Source organism: Bacillus pseudomycoides DSM 12442 (assembly GCF_000161455.1).
In the GTDB taxonomy this organism is placed as follows: Bacteria; Bacillota; Bacilli; order Bacillales; family Bacillaceae_G; genus Bacillus_A; species Bacillus_A pseudomycoides.
On the sequence record NZ_CM000745.1, the window covers coordinates 4738013 to 4755326 of the forward strand.

General features: G+C 32.5%; 16 protein-coding genes and 4 pseudogenes. 6 read left to right on the top strand and 14 right to left on the bottom strand.

All coding sequences use genetic code 11. From position 1 onward, the window contains the following. The 3 genes from BPMYX0001_RS24090 to BPMYX0001_RS24100 form a co-directional block, all read right to left on the bottom strand. Positions 1-425, bottom strand: a 425-nt coding sequence (locus BPMYX0001_RS24090) for a DUF3952 domain-containing protein (RefSeq protein WP_244268553.1), incomplete at its 3' end; no start/stop codon positions are given. Positions 426-534: 109 nt separating this feature from the next. Continuing rightward, the gene (locus BPMYX0001_RS24095) at positions 535-993 is read right to left on the bottom strand and encodes an NUDIX hydrolase (RefSeq protein WP_033799289.1); all 459 of its coding nucleotides are present in this window, start codon (positions 991-993) and stop codon (positions 535-537) included. Then, the gene (locus tag BPMYX0001_RS24100) at positions 990-1502 is read right to left on the bottom strand and encodes a nucleoside deaminase (protein ID WP_078211801.1); all 513 of its coding nucleotides are present in this window, start codon (positions 1500-1502) and stop codon (positions 990-992) included. The genes BPMYX0001_RS24095 and BPMYX0001_RS24100 overlap by 4 nt, the downstream gene beginning before the upstream one ends. A gap of 156 nt (positions 1503-1658) precedes the next feature. Between BPMYX0001_RS24100 and BPMYX0001_RS24105 the strand changes: the two genes are divergently transcribed. Both BPMYX0001_RS24105 and BPMYX0001_RS33320 read left to right on the top strand, forming a co-directional pair. Then, entirely contained in the window at positions 1659-2288 is a 630-nt protein-coding gene (locus BPMYX0001_RS24105) for a TetR/AcrR family transcriptional regulator (protein ID WP_006096806.1), read from the top strand. A gap of 28 nt (positions 2289-2316) precedes the next feature. Continuing rightward, positions 2317-2481 (top strand): DUF2197 domain-containing protein, encoded by a 165-nt coding sequence (locus BPMYX0001_RS33320; protein ID WP_078211803.1) that lies wholly within the window; start codon positions 2317-2319, stop codon positions 2479-2481. Positions 2482-2884: 403 nt separating this feature from the next. Here the strand turns inward: BPMYX0001_RS33320 and BPMYX0001_RS24110 are convergent, their stop codons facing one another. From BPMYX0001_RS24110 to BPMYX0001_RS32770, 6 genes and pseudogenes are all read right to left on the bottom strand, one after another. After that, complete coding sequence (locus BPMYX0001_RS24110) at positions 2885-3907, bottom strand: sensor histidine kinase (protein ID WP_033799290.1); 1023 nt, start codon at positions 3905-3907, stop codon at positions 2885-2887. After that, positions 3904-4575 carry a response regulator transcription factor gene (locus tag BPMYX0001_RS24115; protein ID WP_006096809.1) on the bottom strand — a complete coding sequence of 224 codons (672 nt, stop codon included), beginning with the start codon at positions 4573-4575 and terminating at the stop codon, positions 3904-3906. The genes BPMYX0001_RS24110 and BPMYX0001_RS24115 overlap by 4 nt, the downstream gene beginning before the upstream one ends. Before the next feature lie 195 nt (positions 4576-4770). Beyond that, positions 4771-5142 (bottom strand): YxeA family protein, encoded by a 372-nt coding sequence (locus tag BPMYX0001_RS24120; RefSeq protein ID WP_006096810.1) that lies wholly within the window; start codon positions 5140-5142, stop codon positions 4771-4773. 61 nt (positions 5143-5203) lie between these two features. Then, on the bottom strand, positions 5204-7186 hold the full coding sequence (locus BPMYX0001_RS24125; protein ID WP_033799292.1) for an ABC transporter permease: 1983 nt from the start codon (positions 7184-7186) through the stop codon (positions 5204-5206). After that, a complete protein-coding gene (locus BPMYX0001_RS24130; protein ID WP_033799293.1) occupies positions 7176-7943 on the bottom strand; it encodes an ABC transporter ATP-binding protein in 768 nt (255 codons plus the stop codon). The genes BPMYX0001_RS24125 and BPMYX0001_RS24130 overlap by 11 nt, the downstream gene beginning before the upstream one ends. Before the next feature lie 582 nt (positions 7944-8525). Further along, a pseudogene (locus tag BPMYX0001_RS32770) lies at positions 8526-8693 on the bottom strand (Tn3 family transposase); the annotation flags it as partial. 459 nt (positions 8694-9152) lie between these two features. Between BPMYX0001_RS32770 and BPMYX0001_RS24140 the strand changes: the two are divergent. Next, positions 9153-10031 carry an AraC family transcriptional regulator gene (locus tag BPMYX0001_RS24140; protein ID WP_033799295.1) on the top strand — a complete coding sequence of 293 codons (879 nt, stop codon included), beginning with the start codon at positions 9153-9155 and terminating at the stop codon, positions 10029-10031. 14 nt (positions 10032-10045) lie between these two features. Further along, complete coding sequence (locus BPMYX0001_RS24145) at positions 10046-10510, top strand: SRPBCC family protein (RefSeq protein ID WP_006096815.1); 465 nt, start codon at positions 10046-10048, stop codon at positions 10508-10510. 42 nt (positions 10511-10552) lie between these two features. On the opposite strand, the pseudogene BPMYX0001_RS29645 reads toward BPMYX0001_RS24145, so the two are convergent. After that, positions 10553-11125 (bottom strand): annotated as a pseudogene (locus tag BPMYX0001_RS29645) (recombinase family protein). Between the two features lie 96 nt (positions 11126-11221). On the opposite strand from BPMYX0001_RS29645, the gene BPMYX0001_RS24155 reads away from it, so the two are divergent. Next, the gene (locus BPMYX0001_RS24155; protein ID WP_006096817.1) at positions 11222-11644 is read left to right on the top strand and encodes a DUF1801 domain-containing protein; all 423 of its coding nucleotides are present in this window, start codon (positions 11222-11224) and stop codon (positions 11642-11644) included. 283 nt (positions 11645-11927) lie between these two features. Here the strand turns inward: BPMYX0001_RS24155 and BPMYX0001_RS24160 are convergent, their stop codons facing one another. Beyond that, positions 11928-13883, bottom strand: a complete 1956-nt coding sequence (locus tag BPMYX0001_RS24160) for an ABC transporter permease (protein ID WP_033799296.1) — start codon at positions 13881-13883, stop codon at positions 11928-11930. Further along, positions 13870-14640, bottom strand: a complete 771-nt coding sequence (locus BPMYX0001_RS24165) for an ABC transporter ATP-binding protein (RefSeq protein ID WP_033799297.1) — start codon at positions 14638-14640, stop codon at positions 13870-13872. The genes BPMYX0001_RS24160 and BPMYX0001_RS24165 overlap by 14 nt, the downstream gene beginning before the upstream one ends. Positions 14641-15043: 403 nt before the next feature. Here BPMYX0001_RS24165 and BPMYX0001_RS31435 point away from each other — a divergent pair. After that, a pseudogene (locus tag BPMYX0001_RS31435) lies at positions 15044-15154 on the top strand (helix-turn-helix domain-containing protein); the annotation flags it as partial. A 163-nt stretch (positions 15155-15317) separates the two neighbouring features. Here BPMYX0001_RS31435 and bla read toward each other — a convergent pair. Together bla and BPMYX0001_RS24180 are read right to left on the bottom strand one after the other, a co-directional pair. After that, the gene (bla, locus tag BPMYX0001_RS24175; RefSeq protein WP_006096820.1) at positions 15318-16250 is read right to left on the bottom strand and encodes a class A beta-lactamase; all 933 of its coding nucleotides are present in this window, start codon (positions 16248-16250) and stop codon (positions 15318-15320) included. A gap of 856 nt (positions 16251-17106) precedes the next feature. Beyond that, positions 17107-17314: pseudogene (locus tag BPMYX0001_RS24180) on the bottom strand (transglutaminase domain-containing protein); the annotation flags it as partial.

Below are 17314 nucleotides of genomic sequence, written 5' to 3' on the forward strand. Positions count from 1 at the left end.
ACATCTACATTAGGTGTAGAAAACTGAATATTCTTATTGGAATAACTTATGTTTGTTGTATACACATCTTCTTCTTTTTTATCCGTTGTACCCCTTATATGTTCTCCAGAGTAATGTATTGTGTACGTACTCTTAGACTGCGAAGTTACACCATAAAACGAATGATCTCTTATCGAAAAAGTTCCTTCCATGACTTGATCTATTCTTGCTTCATCCCTTTCCTCTTCCACCTTCGGATACTCTAGAATTCTATAAACACCCACTGATACATAAGCATACCCATCATCACTTGCAGCCATGACAGTCTTCATATCACCTTCATCCAGTGCTTTGGCAATATCCTTATACGCAACCTTGCATCCTGTAAGTGTTAAACATGTTCCTAGTAATACACTTATGAAACCCATTTTTACTCTTTTTTTCATACAGTCACCTCGTTCGTTACTCTTGGCATTTTAAGTTTAGTTATATTTCCTTTTACCCTGTGGCATAAAAGTTCCAACTTGATGAACGCGCGACACAAATAATTAAGGATTATTGAAAATTCTTTAAAAGTATCCTTTCAAAAAACCCCTTTGTATCATCATGATTTAAAACCCCCAATAAATTAGGTGTTTCAAAGAATTCCACATGACTTATTTCATTATCTTTTGGATGTAAATCTGTTCTATCACCTATATATTCTACATAAAACATAGTGGTTTCTTGTTTTTCATATCCGAGATTCGATTGGATTTCTTTAGGGAAAACAAAACAAATCTTGTCTTTGAATTGTTTAATAACCCTAAACTCTTTGGAACCAGTTTCCTCTTCAAGTTCTCTCAAAATAGCACTTGCTAAGTCATCATCTGAATGTTTTACTCCTCCTTTTGGAAAGTCCCATTCACCCTTTGACATAGTATGTTCTTCTGCTATATCGCTAATTTTCACCTTATGTACCAATAAGAACTCATTATGTTGGAATACGATTGCACCTACAACTTGCCTAATCATTCTACTGTACCCCCTAGAATCTTATTATGAATGTTATTTGGATTTTTAGCCCATTCCAACATTAATTCTCTTTGCTTAACGGCTAAATCTTCAAATGGTTCACTAATGTGCTCAATATTGTTAAAGCGTTTTTCAAAAACACGAGTACTATTAATCTTGAGATACCCACCAAATCCCTTGTCATCATTTAAAATCCATACTACTCTTGTAAAATGAGAAAAAAGTATAGCTCCGGTACACATCGGGCATGGTTCTAGTGTTGTATATAATGTAATAGGTAGTCTGTTTTCTTTAGCAAGTATGAGCTTCTTTCCTGCTGTTCTGATGGCATCAATTTCAGCATGAGCGGAAGCATCATCCTGAGTATGTACCCTGTTTCGTCCCTTACCTAATATTTCATTGTTTCGCCCAACAATAATAGCACCTACTGGATATGTGTTCTCTTTCATTGCTTTTTTCGCTTCTTCTAAAGCCATTTCTAAAAACAAACGATCCATTTCTCTCACCAAAACAAATTCCCCCTTTTAAATTCAATTCTATCAAAAAAAAGTAATAAAAATATGATGAACAATACACGAAATTAACATTAAATGTAATTATTTGAAGTAAGAATGAAAAAATGGTTTTTATTGTATTTTTTTGAACGGTCGTGCTAAAATATAACCATGAGTATAAAAAATAAAACAAACAACCAAAAAGAAATGTCATTTATTGAAAAAGCCCGTAGAGCTCAGATTGTGGAATGTACGATTGATACACTTGCTGAAGTGGGTTATGCACAAGCCTCTTTAGGACAAATCGCTAAACGCGCAAAAATAAGTAAGGGGGTTATTTCTTATCACTTTACAAACAAAGAGAAACTTCTGGAGCAAGTTATAACTGATTATTATATAGCTTGCCAGTCCTTTATTTGTTCGCAAATTGAAGCTCAAACGCCCCCAAAAGGAATGCTCCAAACGTATATTAAATCTAATCTGAAATTTATTGATGAACATCGTAAGCATGTATTCGCTGTTATAGAAATTGTTTCAAATGAAAGAACAGATGAAGGGAAACTTCGGTTTGCAGCAGACTATGATGAAACCATTTTTCTTCCCATTGAAAATATTCTACGTTTAGGGATACAAGAAGGAGTGTTTCGAGATTTTTCTGAAACGTCTTTAAGGGTGATGACGTTAACAATCAGGCATGCCGTAGACGGATTTAGCCTAGAGCTAATGAGAAATCCCAATCTTAACGTTAAAGATTACACTGAAGAACTTATCACAATCTTTGAGCGGGCAACTCAAAAGTAACATATCACCCTAATGAGGGAGGAAGTACATGATATTTTATGAGGTTATTTGTTTTTGTTGTAAAAAAGGATTTCGGGTATATGAAGGAACTGAAAAATATAAGCAATTTAAGAAAAATCCGAAAAGGAAATATTGCTGTGACGAATGCGGTCATAAAATAAAACTTGAAGCAATAAAACATTTTTTTAGATAGTGGTACTATCTACTACTCACTTTTGCTAGTAGATAATGTCCAACATAAACTATTCTAAAATGGTTAAACTTTTTTATAAAACGGAAGGTTCATCCAAGAAGAAAAGACACTATTTTAATTAATCGTTTTTCAAAATGGTGTCTTTATGTTTCTCACTAAATAAGGATTTTCGCTGTACAGAAATGGGTTAATAGTGTTGCAATAATCTTTTTTCTATTTTGCTACAAATATCGTAGGATTATCGAAAATTAATTTGCAACATAATATATGCAACGTTTTTATTAAGTCTATTTTTGGGGTCTGTGTAGCAATGGAACCAAATCACTCAATAAGTATTAGCGGACATTATCCGTGCACAAAAAAAGAAGGCTCTTCAATTTGGAAGACCTTCCTTTTTAAAGATTCATAAATAATCTACATAGTTTATCATATCTGAAAAAGGAATTATAAATGTAACTTTAGTTCCTATATTTACCTTAGAGTCAATCGTAATTTTTATGCCTAGCTTGGAACAAAGCTTTTCACATAGATACAAGCCCATACCTGTACTTTTACTAAATCTTCTACCATTTTCACCTGTAAATCCTTTTTCAAACACTCTATTTATATCTTTATCTACGATCCCTACTCCATTATCTTCTATAGTTAACATGACTGAGTTGGCTTTCTTAACTGAATATATGCTAATCATGGGCGTTTCACTGTTTGCATATTTTACAGCGTTCCCTATTATCTGATTGAGCATAAACTCGAGCCATTTTCCATCACTATATACAATTTCATTGATATCTTTTATATCTAGTTTGATTTTCTTATGAATGAAATCCCTATAATTTCTTTTCACGACATTCCTTACTGCATCATTAAGATGAATGGGTTTAATAATGTAGTCTTTGCTTACATTGTTACTTCGGGAATAATACAACACCTGTTCTACAAACCCCTCAATCCTATCGATCTGGAGGTCTATTTTATTCGTTAATTCATTTTGATTATTTTCAATAATTAGCTTTGTAGAAGCAATTGGGGTTTTAATCTCATGTACCCATGTTTCTATATACTCCCTATAGTCTGCCTGCATATCTTTGTAGTATTTCACATTCTCATGCATATCTCTACTTACCGGCTTCAGTATATGGTTTAGTTTTTCCCCATGGATAAAATGAGCTTCCTTTATTACTTCTGGAAGTAGGTATTTCTTATCTAAACTTTCTAATATGCTGTCAACTTCATCATAATATACTTTAGCCTGTATACACTCTAAAGCCATATACGAAAATAAGGGTAAAAACCAAATACAAAACACAAAGAATATGAGAAGGGCATGAAAATCCATCATAACCATCACAGCTAATAATATAAGAAATAGCAGCAGATTAGATATAATTACTACCACTTTGTCTTTAATAAATTCACCTATACTCATGGCATGATATACCCCAATCCCCTTCTTGTTTCGATTGGGTTTTCGATGCCAATCTCCTCAAGCTTTTTTCGTAATCTAGTAATATTCACAGTTAAAGTACTGTCATCTACAAAATAATCTGATTTCCACAAGTGTTCCATAAGGAACTCCCTTTTTACGATATTTCCCTTATTGTTTATTAAATAGGAAAGGATTTTCACTTCATTTTTCGTTAACTCTATCGCTTGGTTTTTATACATAACGCTTGCATTGGAAAGATTTAAATGGAAATCCATGTAACTTAACATATTACTCGCCTTCGAGCTTCCATATGTTCTTTTCAAGATATTTGTTATCCTTGCTAATAATATTTCTGTATTATAGGGCTTTGTAATAAAATCATCTGCACCTAAGTTCATACTCATTAATTCATCTACTTCATTGTCCCTACTTGTAACTATTATAATTGGAACATCTGAATTTTTACGTATTTCTCTACATATATAATATCCATCGAACACAGGAAGATTTATGTCTAGCAATATAAGGTCTGCATTTTCATTTTCAACATACTGCATGATATTATTATAATCTATAGGAGCTTTTACATCGTATCCATATCTTTGTAAAAAGTTTTGCAATTCTTCTCTGATCACTGCATCATCTTCAATAATCATAATTTTCTTCATAAAATTCCCCCTCGATCTATTTCACCTTCCATTATATTATCCCTTATATTTTATATAAATATACAGCTATATTTAACTACTAAATATGAAAGTACATATTTAGTTTTATCAGGAATTTTCACCTGTTAAATTCTTGATTATGTCAAAGAGGTACCTACTTTTCAGTAAATACCTCTTTACATGAATACTTATTTATTATTTAACATTTAACTTTCCTTTCACTTTTTCAGGTAATTGTTCCGCTGTTACCTCTTTATATGAGTTTATATCATTTGAATCCTTATTCAAGGGTTTAAATACATCAACAGCAAGATATGCATTTACTTTCAGCTTTTTTTTAGCCCAAAATTTCACAGGAACCTCATTTCCGTTTTTATCATATGCCATTAGATTATAATCAACGAATCCCGTCGAAGGGTTCACAATTCCTGATTTACTATTTTCTGTTATTTTAACGTAACACTTTTCATACTTCAGTTTATTATAACCGTACCACCCTCCAACTGCTGCGAATAATAGTCCACTTAAAATACTTAAAACAATTAGCGTTTTTTTCAAAATAATCACCTTTTACTTCTATTATTTTTACTGCTGAATTTTACTAAAACCTTGTCTACAATCAATCTCTTTATAAATTACTCTTAACAATATTTTTATATCCTATATATGTTGTAAAGAAATATCCTACATACACTATAATAAATATGAAAGCGGTCATTAGCGCTGGAAGGGTAATATCTAGTTGATACACATTACTTATCGTTTCACTCATCATCTTAATTCCCACCACTGAGTGAATCAATGCAAGAATAACCGGAAGACTAAAATATATGCAAGTTTGCATAAAAATTGTTTTGTTAATCATTCTTTCGTTTGCACCAATTCTCTTTAAGGCTTTATATCTTTCTATACTATCACTGGCCTCTGATAATTGTTGAAGAGCTAATACAGCCATGCTAGTAATTAAGAACACGATTCCAATATATATTCCGATATACAGCACCATAACTGTGAACCCCTTGGATTCTGAGTATGTTTGATCCTTTGATACCCCCTGCGGCATACCTCTATCCCGATATCCAGCCATAAAAAAGTCATGGTCGATTTTATCATATTTTTTATTATATTCTTCTCTGTTTTTATCTAAATAATTTACATTAAATACTGACATACGAATCTTATAACCTGATAAAAATTCATCATTTATAATGATTGTACATACATTATCTGTAAAACCACTAGTAGTATGAAGATTTTCTTCTATAACTTTAGTTTGTTTTACCGAATATTCTTTTCCCTTAATATTAAGTTTATTACTGTCTTTCAACTTTTTATTAATTGGTTTAATTACTGGACCTTTATCTGATGAGATTAAAACCTCATCCTTATTTAAATTTATTTCTTTTTCACCCTTTAATTGGAGAATTTTATTATAATCAGATACCTTAACAAAGCTTACGTTAAATGGTTGAAGCTTTTTATCTCGAGATTTCAACAATTCTCCTACGCTTAACTCTGCATCATATTCATTGTAAACTATATATTTTTCATTTTTACTTATTTTAGATTTAATCTTATTTAACGTATCTTCATGGTTATTTTGACTAACATTGTACAACCTTACGCTAGCATCAAAAGGCGTTACTTGTTCAAGTCCTTCTTCAGTAGCTTGTTTAAAACTTATTCCAGTAGACAATATCCCTATTGTAAGAAATAACATTAAACAAATGAGAGACATGGATAAAAAATTCGTATTCACCTTACTATTTATTTGTTTAATTATAAAAATATTTAGCTCTTTTAAATATACCTTTTTATTTTTCTTTACTATATACAAGATGAATCCAGATAAACTAAAGAAAAATAATACTGTACCTAAAATTCCAAGGATTATTGCTAGCAGGAACATAGGATTATCTATCCTGAAGCCTATTTTCAGTATTGTTTTATATGCATAGCCAAGCGAGATTACGCATAAAATAAATACTATTAGATGTATAATAGGATTTTTAAATTTTATCTCTTCATTTTTCTTACTTGCTGTTAACAAATCGATGATCTTGTATTTAGAAATAACAAATACATTAAAGATTATAACAAGTAAGAACATGATACCAAAGTACAATATAGTCTTACCTATAGCACCTGTCGAAACTGCGAATTTATATTCATTCATCGGTAAATCGAATAGCTTTAAAGTCAAGCTAGATAAGGCTTGTGATGCTGCAATCCCTAGTATAAGTCCGCTAATTAAAGATATAGCTCCAACTATTATGGTCTCTGTTACTAATATGCTAGATATTCTTCTTTTTCCCATACCTAAGGTCATATAAATTCCTAATTCTTTTTTACGTTTCTTTATTAAAAAATTACTCGCATATAATATAAGACTTCCTAATATGATGGATACAAATACTGATATACCAGCCAATGCACTAGTTAACGTTTTTATATATGATGAACCTGAATACTTCAGTTCAGTAAGCGCCTTTTGGGACTCTATTGAATTAAAGCTATAAAATATACAAACAGCTAATGTTAGTGTTAAGAAATATATAGCATAATCCTTAAAACTCTTCTTTACATTACTTACGGCAATCTTAGAGTACATTATTATCATCACCTCCAAGCAATGTGATTACTTCGATAATTTTATTAAAGAATTCTTTTCGAGAATCATTTCCTCTTACTAACTCATTAAAGATTTTCCCATCTTTAATAAAAAGGATTCTACGAGCATAACTAGCTGTAAAGGCATCATGCGTAACCATAAGAATTGTTGTCTTTAAATCTTTATTTAGACTCCCAAATCTTTCCAGTAATAATCTGGATGATTTAGAATCCAACGCTCCGGTTGGTTCATCCGCAAGGACTAAGGATGGATCTGTCACGATCGCTCTTGCTGACGCAACCCTTTGTTTTTGTCCACCTGACATCTGATAAGGATATTTGTTTAAAACTTCTTCAATCTCTAAATACTTTGCTACTGCTTTTATTTTCCCATCTATTTCTGAACTTTTTTCACCTTTAATTGTTAACGCTAAAGCAATATTTTCATATGCTGTAAGAGTATCTAATAGGTTAAAATCCTGAAATATAAAGCCTAACTCATTTCGTCTAAATGTATCTAATGCTTTTGACTTTAACCTAGTAATGTCACTATTATTAATGATGATTTTTCCTGTTGTAATATGATCGATTGTTGAAATACAGTTAAGAAGTGTCGTTTTACCACTTCCTGAAGGTCCCATGATTCCAACGAATTCCCCTTCATCTACTTTAAAGCTGATATTATCAATTGCCTTTGTTACGTTATCTTTATTTCCATAATACTTTTCAATTTTTTCAACACTTAATATGGTTTTCATTTGTAGCACTCCTTTTGGTAACACTCCTGTTTTGACTTCGTCTTATGTAACTAATTTTATCCGGTTATATTTGTAGTATCGATGGAACTACATTACATTAACATTACATTTTCGTAATGTTTCACAAAAGAAACCCTCGACTCATGAATAAGCCAAGGGAAAAATAATGAAAGAGAATTTTGTTTTAGGCACAGTTCCTAAGTAGAAGCTGGATTTGAGTTAATATTTTAGACACAAAAAAGTTAAATCTATGCTAATTTTTTAGCCATATCTTCTATTGGAGGTGCACTACATCCCTTAACGTACAGGAAATTGGCCTTTTCTTTATAAAATTTTGCTTAGCGTACGAAATTCGCGTTTTGTTGGTGCTACCCCATCGCTATCGAGCTAAGGTTTTGAAGTACCCCCTAAATGAAAATTTTCTTTCTCTACAGTTAGTTATTTTGAGAAATCAGCTCATTTTTTTGTTTTGGGGGTGTTTACTTTTCTTAAGTTGATGGGCATGAAAATTGTACGTTTAGACACATTTTAGACACAAAATAACCGGTTCCCTGTACGCTAAGGAATCGGTTATTTATTTTACTACTTTTTTATGGAGTTTTTGTCTCGTAATGGTCTTAAATTATCGAAATTTGTTTTTTGATTTAAGTTCCACACATAATCACCTGTCAATGTAATATGTTCCCAACCAAGTGGAGATATATGTTGTAAATATTCTTCTGGAATGTCCACTCCTTTTGCACGCAAAGCCTAATCGATTGGTCGCTCCACGTTGTTTATTTATAAGTTGCAATTCTTCATCAGCTATTGTGTTGTAGCGTAGAATTTCTCTTTCTTCCATATATTCAGGAATTCCATAGAAACCTTCTCTTTGTGATGTAGTTAGAAGTTCTCTCGTTTTCAAATTCTTATTCTCCTTTGTACATTATTTTATTAGAAACTAACGGTTTTCTTGTTTAGAAAGGGATAGTCCCAAGTGGAGCATGAAACATTTCTTTTGGATAGATGCAAACAACACATTCTAATCTAATTTTCTTTATCAATTTTCTCAATCGGATTATGATGAGCATTGAACCGACATTAATTTCTTGCTCAGAGTTAATACTGTAATTGAAAAGAATTTAAAGATTCTATCTCGAAAAAAAGCAAGAAATGTCAAGAGATATAACATGCTGTGTGCTACATTTAATTGCGAAAGGAATATCGTTGATGAGCAATAGATCGAATAGGAATTTAGAAATTGTAATTCCAATACTTGTTTACATTCAAGCCAATTTACATGAGGACTTAGATTTAAAGGTTGTTGCCAAAAAGGCAGGATTATCACCATTCCATTTCCATAGAATGTTTAAGAATGTGGTAGGAGAAACATTAAAACAATATGTTCTTCGAATTAAGTTAGAAAAAGCAGCATTTGCTTTGAAATATTGGGACGAAAAAATTCTTTCTATATCCAATGAATTGGGATTCAAGAATCCAGAATCATTCACAAGAGCGTTTAAGAGAGAATTTCAATATACTCCAAAAGATTATAGACAACAATTTCGTAAAGGGGAATTGAGTTTGGAAGAAAGACATTCTTTTCTGAATCAAATGACAAATGTATTTGAAATATCACCCGTAACACTGAAACATGTAAGTCCAATTGATGTTGCTTTTATACGAAACACCGGTCTGTACGAAGATGTGGATACGAGACTATTTCATAAACTGATTCAATGGGCAAAAGACAAAAAAATCTATCGGAATGATTGTTTTTTATTAGGAGTTGGTCATGATGCGCCTACTATTACACCAAAAGAATTACTACGATTTGATTGCTGCATAGAAGTCGATCAACCTTTTCATTCAGAAGGAAAAATTAGTTACCAACAATTAGAAGGTGGACAGTTTGCGACTGTTACGTATGTAGGGCCTTATGGGATGAATATGAAACACGCTTACCAAAAATTATATCAAGAAATTCAACATAATAAAAACATTGAGTTTGTGGGGCTCCCTGTAGTAGAGATTTACAGGACAACAACAATCAACCCATCATACAAATTAAATCAAACGGATATTTATGTACCGATTAGAGTGAAATAAGGAGGAATTAGGGGATGTTAATTACATTTCAGATGGATATTCAAGCACCTATTGAAAAAGCTTTTTCATATTTAGAAGATCCAGAAAAACAAATGAAGTGGATTCAGGGATTGGAAGGAACAGAAAATATTACAACATTTAATCCAGCTAACCCTGTAGGTACTAAATTTAAACAGCGTCTACGTGAAAGAGGTCGGGTTCAAGAGTACGAAGGTCAAGTGATTGCGTACAAAAAAAATAGTCTCTTAGGAATCCAGCTGCATCTTCCAGCGTTTTTAATTGAAGTCAAATATCAGCTTGAAGTACTAACTGATAAAAGTTGCAGACTATTTTTGACTGAAAAAATAGAAGCTAAAACTCTATTCAGTAAAATCATGAATTTTCTTTTACGTGGGATTATTAAACGGACAATAAAGAAACAAATGATTCTCTTAAAACAAAGTGTGGAAGGAGCAACTGTGCTGGAAAGTGCAGAATAGATTCCAATAAATGTATTTCAAAAGTAATAATACAGAGGTTTTTCACCTCTTTGTTTCTTCAAGTTTCCGCTGATTGATCGCTCGATAAAGAGAACCTTGTGATATGCCAGTTCCTTCTACAATTTCTTTAATGGAGTATTCTTTACTATCATACATACGTAAAGTAATTGAGAGCTTTTCTTTTTCTAATTTGGATCTACCTAACTTTTTTTCACGATTTTTACTGGCTTCCATTCCTTCTTTTACCCGTTCCGCAATCAAATTTCTTTCTAATTCTGCGATAACACACATCTTCTGTAACATAGCCTTACCTGTAGGAGTTCCTGTATCCATATTTTCTTTCAGTGATACGAACTGAATCCCTACTTCTTCGAAATGTTGGATAATATTTAAAATATCTAATGTTTTACGACCTAAACGTGAAATACTTTCAACTACAACGGTGTCGTCTTTTCTTATCATATCAAACAATTTTATAAGACCCTGTCTGTCTCGAATTGTTCCAGTGAATTTTTCTTTAATAATAATTTTTTCACATCCCTATTCAGTAAGTGAATGAATTTGACGATCTAGATTTTGGTCAAAAGTAGATACTTGGGCATAACCAATAATCATATGTTATCTCCTGTACAACGTATATGATTTTATTGTACCGAAGGTCCATTTTTTGTAATGCAGAAACCCTTATAAATAAAAAGGAGTGCTTTTAATATGTACAAACTCAAAACAACAGAAACTAACAATAGTGTAATTGAATTTATTGAAAGTGTTGAAAGTCTTAAAAAACGAGAAAACGCATATCAATTATTAGATATATTTACTGAAACAACAGGCTATACAGCAAAGATGTGGGGACCGAGCATTATCGGCTTTGGTACATACCATTATAAATATGCATCCGGTCATGAGGGAGATGCCCCATTAGTAGGCTTTTCCCCCAGAAAAGCTAAAATTAGTCTATATTTTGCAGTTGGTGACCCTAGGCGAGAAGAACTATTAAAAAGCTTCGGAAAATACACATCTGGAAAATCGTGTATTTATATTAATAAAATAGCAGACATTGATAGTAATGTTCTAAAAGCGCTAATCAAACAATCTGTAAATTTTTTGAAAGAAGAGTATCCAAATCATTAATGAAATTTATGGAGAAAATTAAGAAACAGGTATTTTGAACACACATTAAAATACCTGTTTTTAGGATAGGATTTGAAGGGAATTTCAGAACATGGTAATCATATTATTCTGATTATGCCTTAGGAAGATTATGAAGGTGCTCTTTTAGGGGTACGGAAACGATTCAAAGAATAACCCGCCACATCAGAAAAAACTTCCAATTTCAGCGGGTGATTTTTATTATACTTTTATAAGATTCCCATAAAAAAACAGCTACCGCCTATAGCGATAGCTGCGCTATTCATTACTTCGCGCTCACAATCTTATAATAAGAACGAACTGTTAAGAAGTAATATCCGATATAAATAACGCTATACACACCGATACTCATTAGTAATGGAATCAGAATTTCATTTGGCATTACTGTCTTTAATCCTTTTAATGCAAATAAGCTGTGGCAGATTCCTACTAATAATGGAATCGCGAAGATAAAGCCTACTTGTTTTGCAATCGCTCTTTTCATTTCTTGTTTTGTAACTCCAACTTTGCGGAGTACTATATAGCGATTACGGTCTGCACTTGCTTCTGTTAATTGTTTGAAGTAAATGATAGAACCTGTTGCTAGTAAGAACACTAGACCTAAGAAGAGACCGATAAACATCATTAACCCTGTTGCTTCCAGCATCTCGTGGAAACCAGTGTAGAAATCATTGAAAGGTTGTTTAAATTCTGTTTCCCCAGTTCCAACTGGCATCGCTTTCCTTAATTTCTCCGTTAGTACTTTACCATTCTTTTCATCTTTTACATCGATATTTTTAACAATACGTGTCTCAGATACTTTTTTTGCACTGTTATATACTTTATCTGGTACAACAACGAATAATTCACCTAAGTTCGTTAGAGTACGCCCTTCAGCACCTTTAATCGTCAATGCCTTTGTTTCATTTCCTATTGGGAATACAGCTTTGTTCCCTTTATATACCGGACTGAATTCATGACCTTCAATATACAAACCATCATATACAAAAGCTTCATCAGCAGCTAAATTTACTGCATCTACATCCATTTTCTTTGCTATTTGATTAAATGCTGATTGCGATATAAGCTGATATTGCTTGGTAATTGAATCCAGTTTATTCCTACCCATATCTACTTTTTTTCCTTCAAACTTCCCTGTCACAGGAACCATTTCTATTTCGAATTGGTTCGTTACAGGATGGCTCTGTTTCTCTTCATCCAAAATCGCATTTACTTTCTGATCAAGTACCGCATCTTTTTTCTCGTAAGAATAACTGTATGGTGCAAAAGATCTCACTTGTTTAAACGTATTGTAATACAGCGTTACAGATGTACCAACTGCTGTTAATGTGACTGCACTTAATATCGCAATTGTCGCAAGTGACTTCGCATTTCCTTTAATACGATATAGTAACTGTGATGTCGTCACTATGTTCATGCTATTATAGAAAGATGATTTATTATGTCTTGCACGTTTCAACACAAATACAGTAAAGAACATAAATAGTAAGTACGTTCCTAATACTGTCGCAAGTAAAATATACAGTGCAACTATCATAAAGTCCGCATACTTAACTGCTTTATCATACATCAGTGATAAGAAATAACCTGAACTAATTAAAAATACTGAGATCAACGCCATAATCACTGACCCTTTTGGCATTTCTTCTCCTTCACGTTCCGCATGGAAAAGCTCAATCAGTTTAAAGCGGTAAATTAAACGATATCCTTGAAGTGATGTGTACAATATAATCACCATAAAGATAATTGCTGTATCAACAATCGCGGACATCGGTACTTCAAAGTGAACATTTAAGTTTAATCCCATCATACTTACTAGTAGTTCAAGGAATAATTTTGAAAGCACACTCCCAATCGCAATTCCAATTACTAATGACATTAATCCCATTAACATATTTTCATAAAACAGCATTTTACCAATTTGTCTTTTACGAATACCTAATAAAGAATATAATCCAACTTCTTTTTTACGCTTTCGTGTAAAGAATCCGTTAGAGTATATAATAAATACCGCTACGAAAATAATAAGCATTACACTTGAAGCTTGGAATCCCCCACTAATTTTCTTGGAGCCTTCCGCGGCTTTTTCCATTTGTGAATTGTACTGAAGTGCCTTAAATGTAAAATACATAACGATGCTAAAGATCATAGATGCAAAGTATAAAAAGTAATCTTTAAAGTTCCGCTGTATGTTGCGGAGAGCAATACTAGATAATGTCATCTGCCATACCCCCAGAAATTGCAGACATTACGTCGACTACTTGTTGGAAGAATTGTTTACGAGTTAATTCTCCGCGGTGTAATTCTTTATATAACTCGCCATCTTTAATGAAGATAACTCGCTTGCAGTAACTTGCTGCAAACGCATCATGCGTTACCATTAAAATGGTTGAATTATCATGTTCATTTAACAACTTCATACTTTCCAATAAATCTGTTGCTGATTTTGAATCAAGTGCTCCTGTTGGCTCGTCTCCAAAAACCATACTCGGATTCGTAACGATTGCACGTGATGCCGCGCAACGCTGTTTCTGTCCACCAGATACTTGATAGGGGAACTGATTTAAAATATGATCAATACCAAATTTCTTCGCGATTTCAAGAACGCGGCGATCAATTTCACTTGCCTTCACCCTTGATAACGCAAGAGGTAAAGCAATATTCTCTTTCACCGTTAACGTATCTAATAAGTTATAATCTTGGAAAATGAATCCTAAATGATTACGGCGGAATAATGCCAGCTTATCATCATTCATTTTCACAATATCTTTTCCCTCAATTAAAATTTCACCATTCGTCGCATTATCAATCGTAGAAAGAACATTTAAAAGAGTCGTTTTACCAGACCCAGAAGGTCCCATAATGCCAACAAACTCGCCCTCTTTTACTTGCAAGTTAATACCTTTTAACGCTTCAAATTTATTTCCACCTGTATCGTATACTTTTTTAATTTGTTTCGCCTCTAATACTGTCTTCATTTCTATCCTCATTTCATCTATTCTCTATTTTCATTCTATAATCTCTACTCTTGCCACTATCAATGCTTCCTACATAACATGCCAGTTTTATAAGGCCTACTAACAGAAGAAGCGTAAATTTAACTTTACGAATGAAAGTACTTTGTTACTATAGCATTGGGAAATCGTACTAACTATTGATTCTTCTTACATAAACATTACAATTATGTAAGGTTAAAAAATCACCCTATATAATTAGGCATAGCATGCCGGATGGGGCTATTTTTTTCCTGAAATTCTATTTGCAAAGTGGTCATATAATGGATTCGGTCCTGTTATAAAAACTTAAAAAGTCTCTTCAGAATATACTTTGTACCCTTAAAAATGAACATGCCAAATATACCTCAATCGGCCAAATTTCAAAAATTATGCACTTAAACTATATGAAGAAGGAAATATGACAGTAAAACAAATTTGTGAAATTACCAATGTTTCAAGATCTTCTTTATATAGGAAACTACAAGATAAAATATAAGAAAAAACACCCGCCTAAATTGAAAAAATTTTCAGTTGTAACGGGTTATTCTTTGAATCTTTTCCGTATCCTTAAATGGTCGATTCTTCGTAAAATACCAAAAAAAGACCGTCACAGTATTGTGACGGAAAAATGGAAAAATTTTATTAAATTATTACTATTATTATTTATTCGTAGCTTTTAAAGCATCTATCACTATTTTGGTGGCTTCTGCAATAAGTTTATCATCGTATTTAGCATCCTCTTTATCATGATTAGAAAGTATCGCAAGAACAATTGGCTTTTTATTTGGTGGCCAAATAATTGCGATATCATTTCGGGTTCCATAAGATCCTGAGCCAGTCTTATCGGCTACTTCCCACTCTCCTGGAACTCCAGCACGAATTAAGTTGCCCCCCGTAGTATTCCTTTTCATCCAATCTATTAATAATTCCCGTTTCTCAGTTGAAAGTACATCTCCTAGGGCGAAAGCCTGAAGACTAGTAGCTAATGCCTTGGGGGTACTAGTATCATGAGTGTCTCCTGGATGCACTTCGTTTAATTCTGGTTCAAAACGTTCAGGATTTGTAACAGTATCTCCTATTGCTCTCAGTGATTTTTTGAATTCACTAGGCCCACCTAATTGTTTAAGAATAAGATTTTGTGCAGTATTATCACTATATCGAATGGAAGCATCTGCAAGCTCTTTCAGAGTCATACCTGTATCAACATACTTTTCTGTAATTGGATTGTAATTAACAAGATCTTCGCTAGTATACACAATTCTTTCATCTAGATCTTCTATTGATTTTTTTTGTAAAAGTACTCCCACAGCTAGAGCTTTGTGGGTAGATGCGTATGCAAACCGTTCATCTGATCGATAAGTAACGGTTTGATTCGTACCAGTGTCCAATGCATAAATACCGAGTTTAGCATCAAATTCTTTTTCAAGTTTAGTAAAAGAATGATTAACTGTATTTTCTTGCTTGGTTTGTTTAGGTGGTTCAGATTGAGTATTACTATTGGAACAGCCTATAAGCGTTACACATGAAAGAAATAATACAGGTACAACCTTTTTGTAATGTGAAATGTTAAAAAACTTGTTTAAGACTATCATAAATTTTCAACCTCTTTCAAGAATATATGGATTTTGTCTAGGTATTCTAAATACCGATGCAATTAAAGAGTGTATAGGATAACACTCTTCTTGCATCTCTCTTATCATAAAATGAGCAAACTATCATGAACACCTGTTTTATACGTATACTTAATAGACAATCTAAGTAACAAGTTTGTTCCATACATTTAAAAATATTTTCAATCGGCTGGAAATAGGTATAGTGCTGAAATCATGACACAAAATGGATTTATAATTATTATACTAGGAAGTATTATCAGCCTATTTTTAAATAGCCCTTCCACTGTAATACTTTTAATTATGGGATCTATGCTATTACTAATAATCAGTATGTTTATAAGAGTGGAGAATAAGCTAAAAAAACTGGAAGAACCATGTAGCTAAAATTTTTGTATAGAGTATTTGTGAAGCTTTATAAAAAAGTTCGATCAAAAATACTTTGCAAACTTATATTGAACGATAAAAAAACGAATCTTTTTCAAAATAGGTTCGTTTTTTTTGAATGGACATTCCATTTTTAAAAGATGTTTGATTAAAACCCACTTAGAATTTCTTAATTAAAGGAGATAGAATATCGCAACTTTTTTATAAACACCGTGACTTTATTTAAAAGCGACATTAGAAAGAATAACGCTTTTTTGTACTTAGGGGGAGTGAAATTTCTTAAGTTGATGGGCATGCAGCTGTACCCCTAATAGAAATTATTAAGTAAATATTGATGTAAATTTAGTGAAAGAGCTCTTCACTTTAGCATTCTGAAGAGCTTTTTCATTAATTATAAATATACGAGCGTGTATTGATTTTTATTTTCCCAAAATAATTACATGAAAATCTATTATTTCGAACTATCCCATGACCCATCTGAGTTAAAATAGTACCATTTGCCATTAATTTGTTGCCAGCCTGTTTGCATGGCTCCAGAAGAATTGAAATAATACCAAATACCATTAACTTGCTGCCAGCCTGTTTGCATAGCTCCAGAAGAATTGAAATAATACCAAATACCATTAACTTGCTGCCAATCTGTTTGCATGGCTCCAGAA

Coding starts and splice junctions, on each gene's coding strand:
- BPMYX0001_RS24125 (WP_033799292.1), bottom strand. CDS start 7,186: ATGTACTCTAAGATTGCCGTAAGTAATGTAAAGAAGAGTTTTAAGGAT.
- BPMYX0001_RS24130 (WP_033799293.1), bottom strand. CDS start 7,943: ATGAAAACCATATTAAGTGTTGAAAAAATTGAAAAGTATTATGGAAAT.
- BPMYX0001_RS24145 (WP_006096815.1), top strand. CDS start 10,046: ATGTTAATTACATTTCAGATGGATATTCAAGCACCTATTGAAAAAGCT.
- BPMYX0001_RS33320 (WP_078211803.1), top strand. CDS start 2,317: ATGATATTTTATGAGGTTATTTGTTTTTGTTGTAAAAAAGGATTTCGG.
- bla (WP_006096820.1), bottom strand. CDS start 16,250: ATGATAGTCTTAAACAAGTTTTTTAACATTTCACATTACAAAAAGGTT.
- BPMYX0001_RS24105 (WP_006096806.1), top strand. CDS start 1,659: ATGAGTATAAAAAATAAAACAAACAACCAAAAAGAAATGTCATTTATT.
- BPMYX0001_RS24110 (WP_033799290.1), bottom strand. CDS start 3,907: ATGAGTATAGGTGAATTTATTAAAGACAAAGTGGTAGTAATTATATCT.
- BPMYX0001_RS24160 (WP_033799296.1), bottom strand. CDS start 13,883: ATGACATTATCTAGTATTGCTCTCCGCAACATACAGCGGAACTTTAAA.
- BPMYX0001_RS24095 (WP_033799289.1), bottom strand. CDS start 993: ATGATTAGGCAAGTTGTAGGTGCAATCGTATTCCAACATAATGAGTTC.
- BPMYX0001_RS24165 (WP_033799297.1), bottom strand. CDS start 14,640: ATGAAGACAGTATTAGAGGCGAAACAAATTAAAAAAGTATACGATACA.
- BPMYX0001_RS24115 (WP_006096809.1), bottom strand. CDS start 4,575: ATGAAGAAAATTATGATTATTGAAGATGATGCAGTGATCAGAGAAGAA.
- BPMYX0001_RS24140 (WP_033799295.1), top strand. CDS start 9,153: ATGAGCAATAGATCGAATAGGAATTTAGAAATTGTAATTCCAATACTT.
- BPMYX0001_RS24155 (WP_006096817.1), top strand. CDS start 11,222: ATGTACAAACTCAAAACAACAGAAACTAACAATAGTGTAATTGAATTT.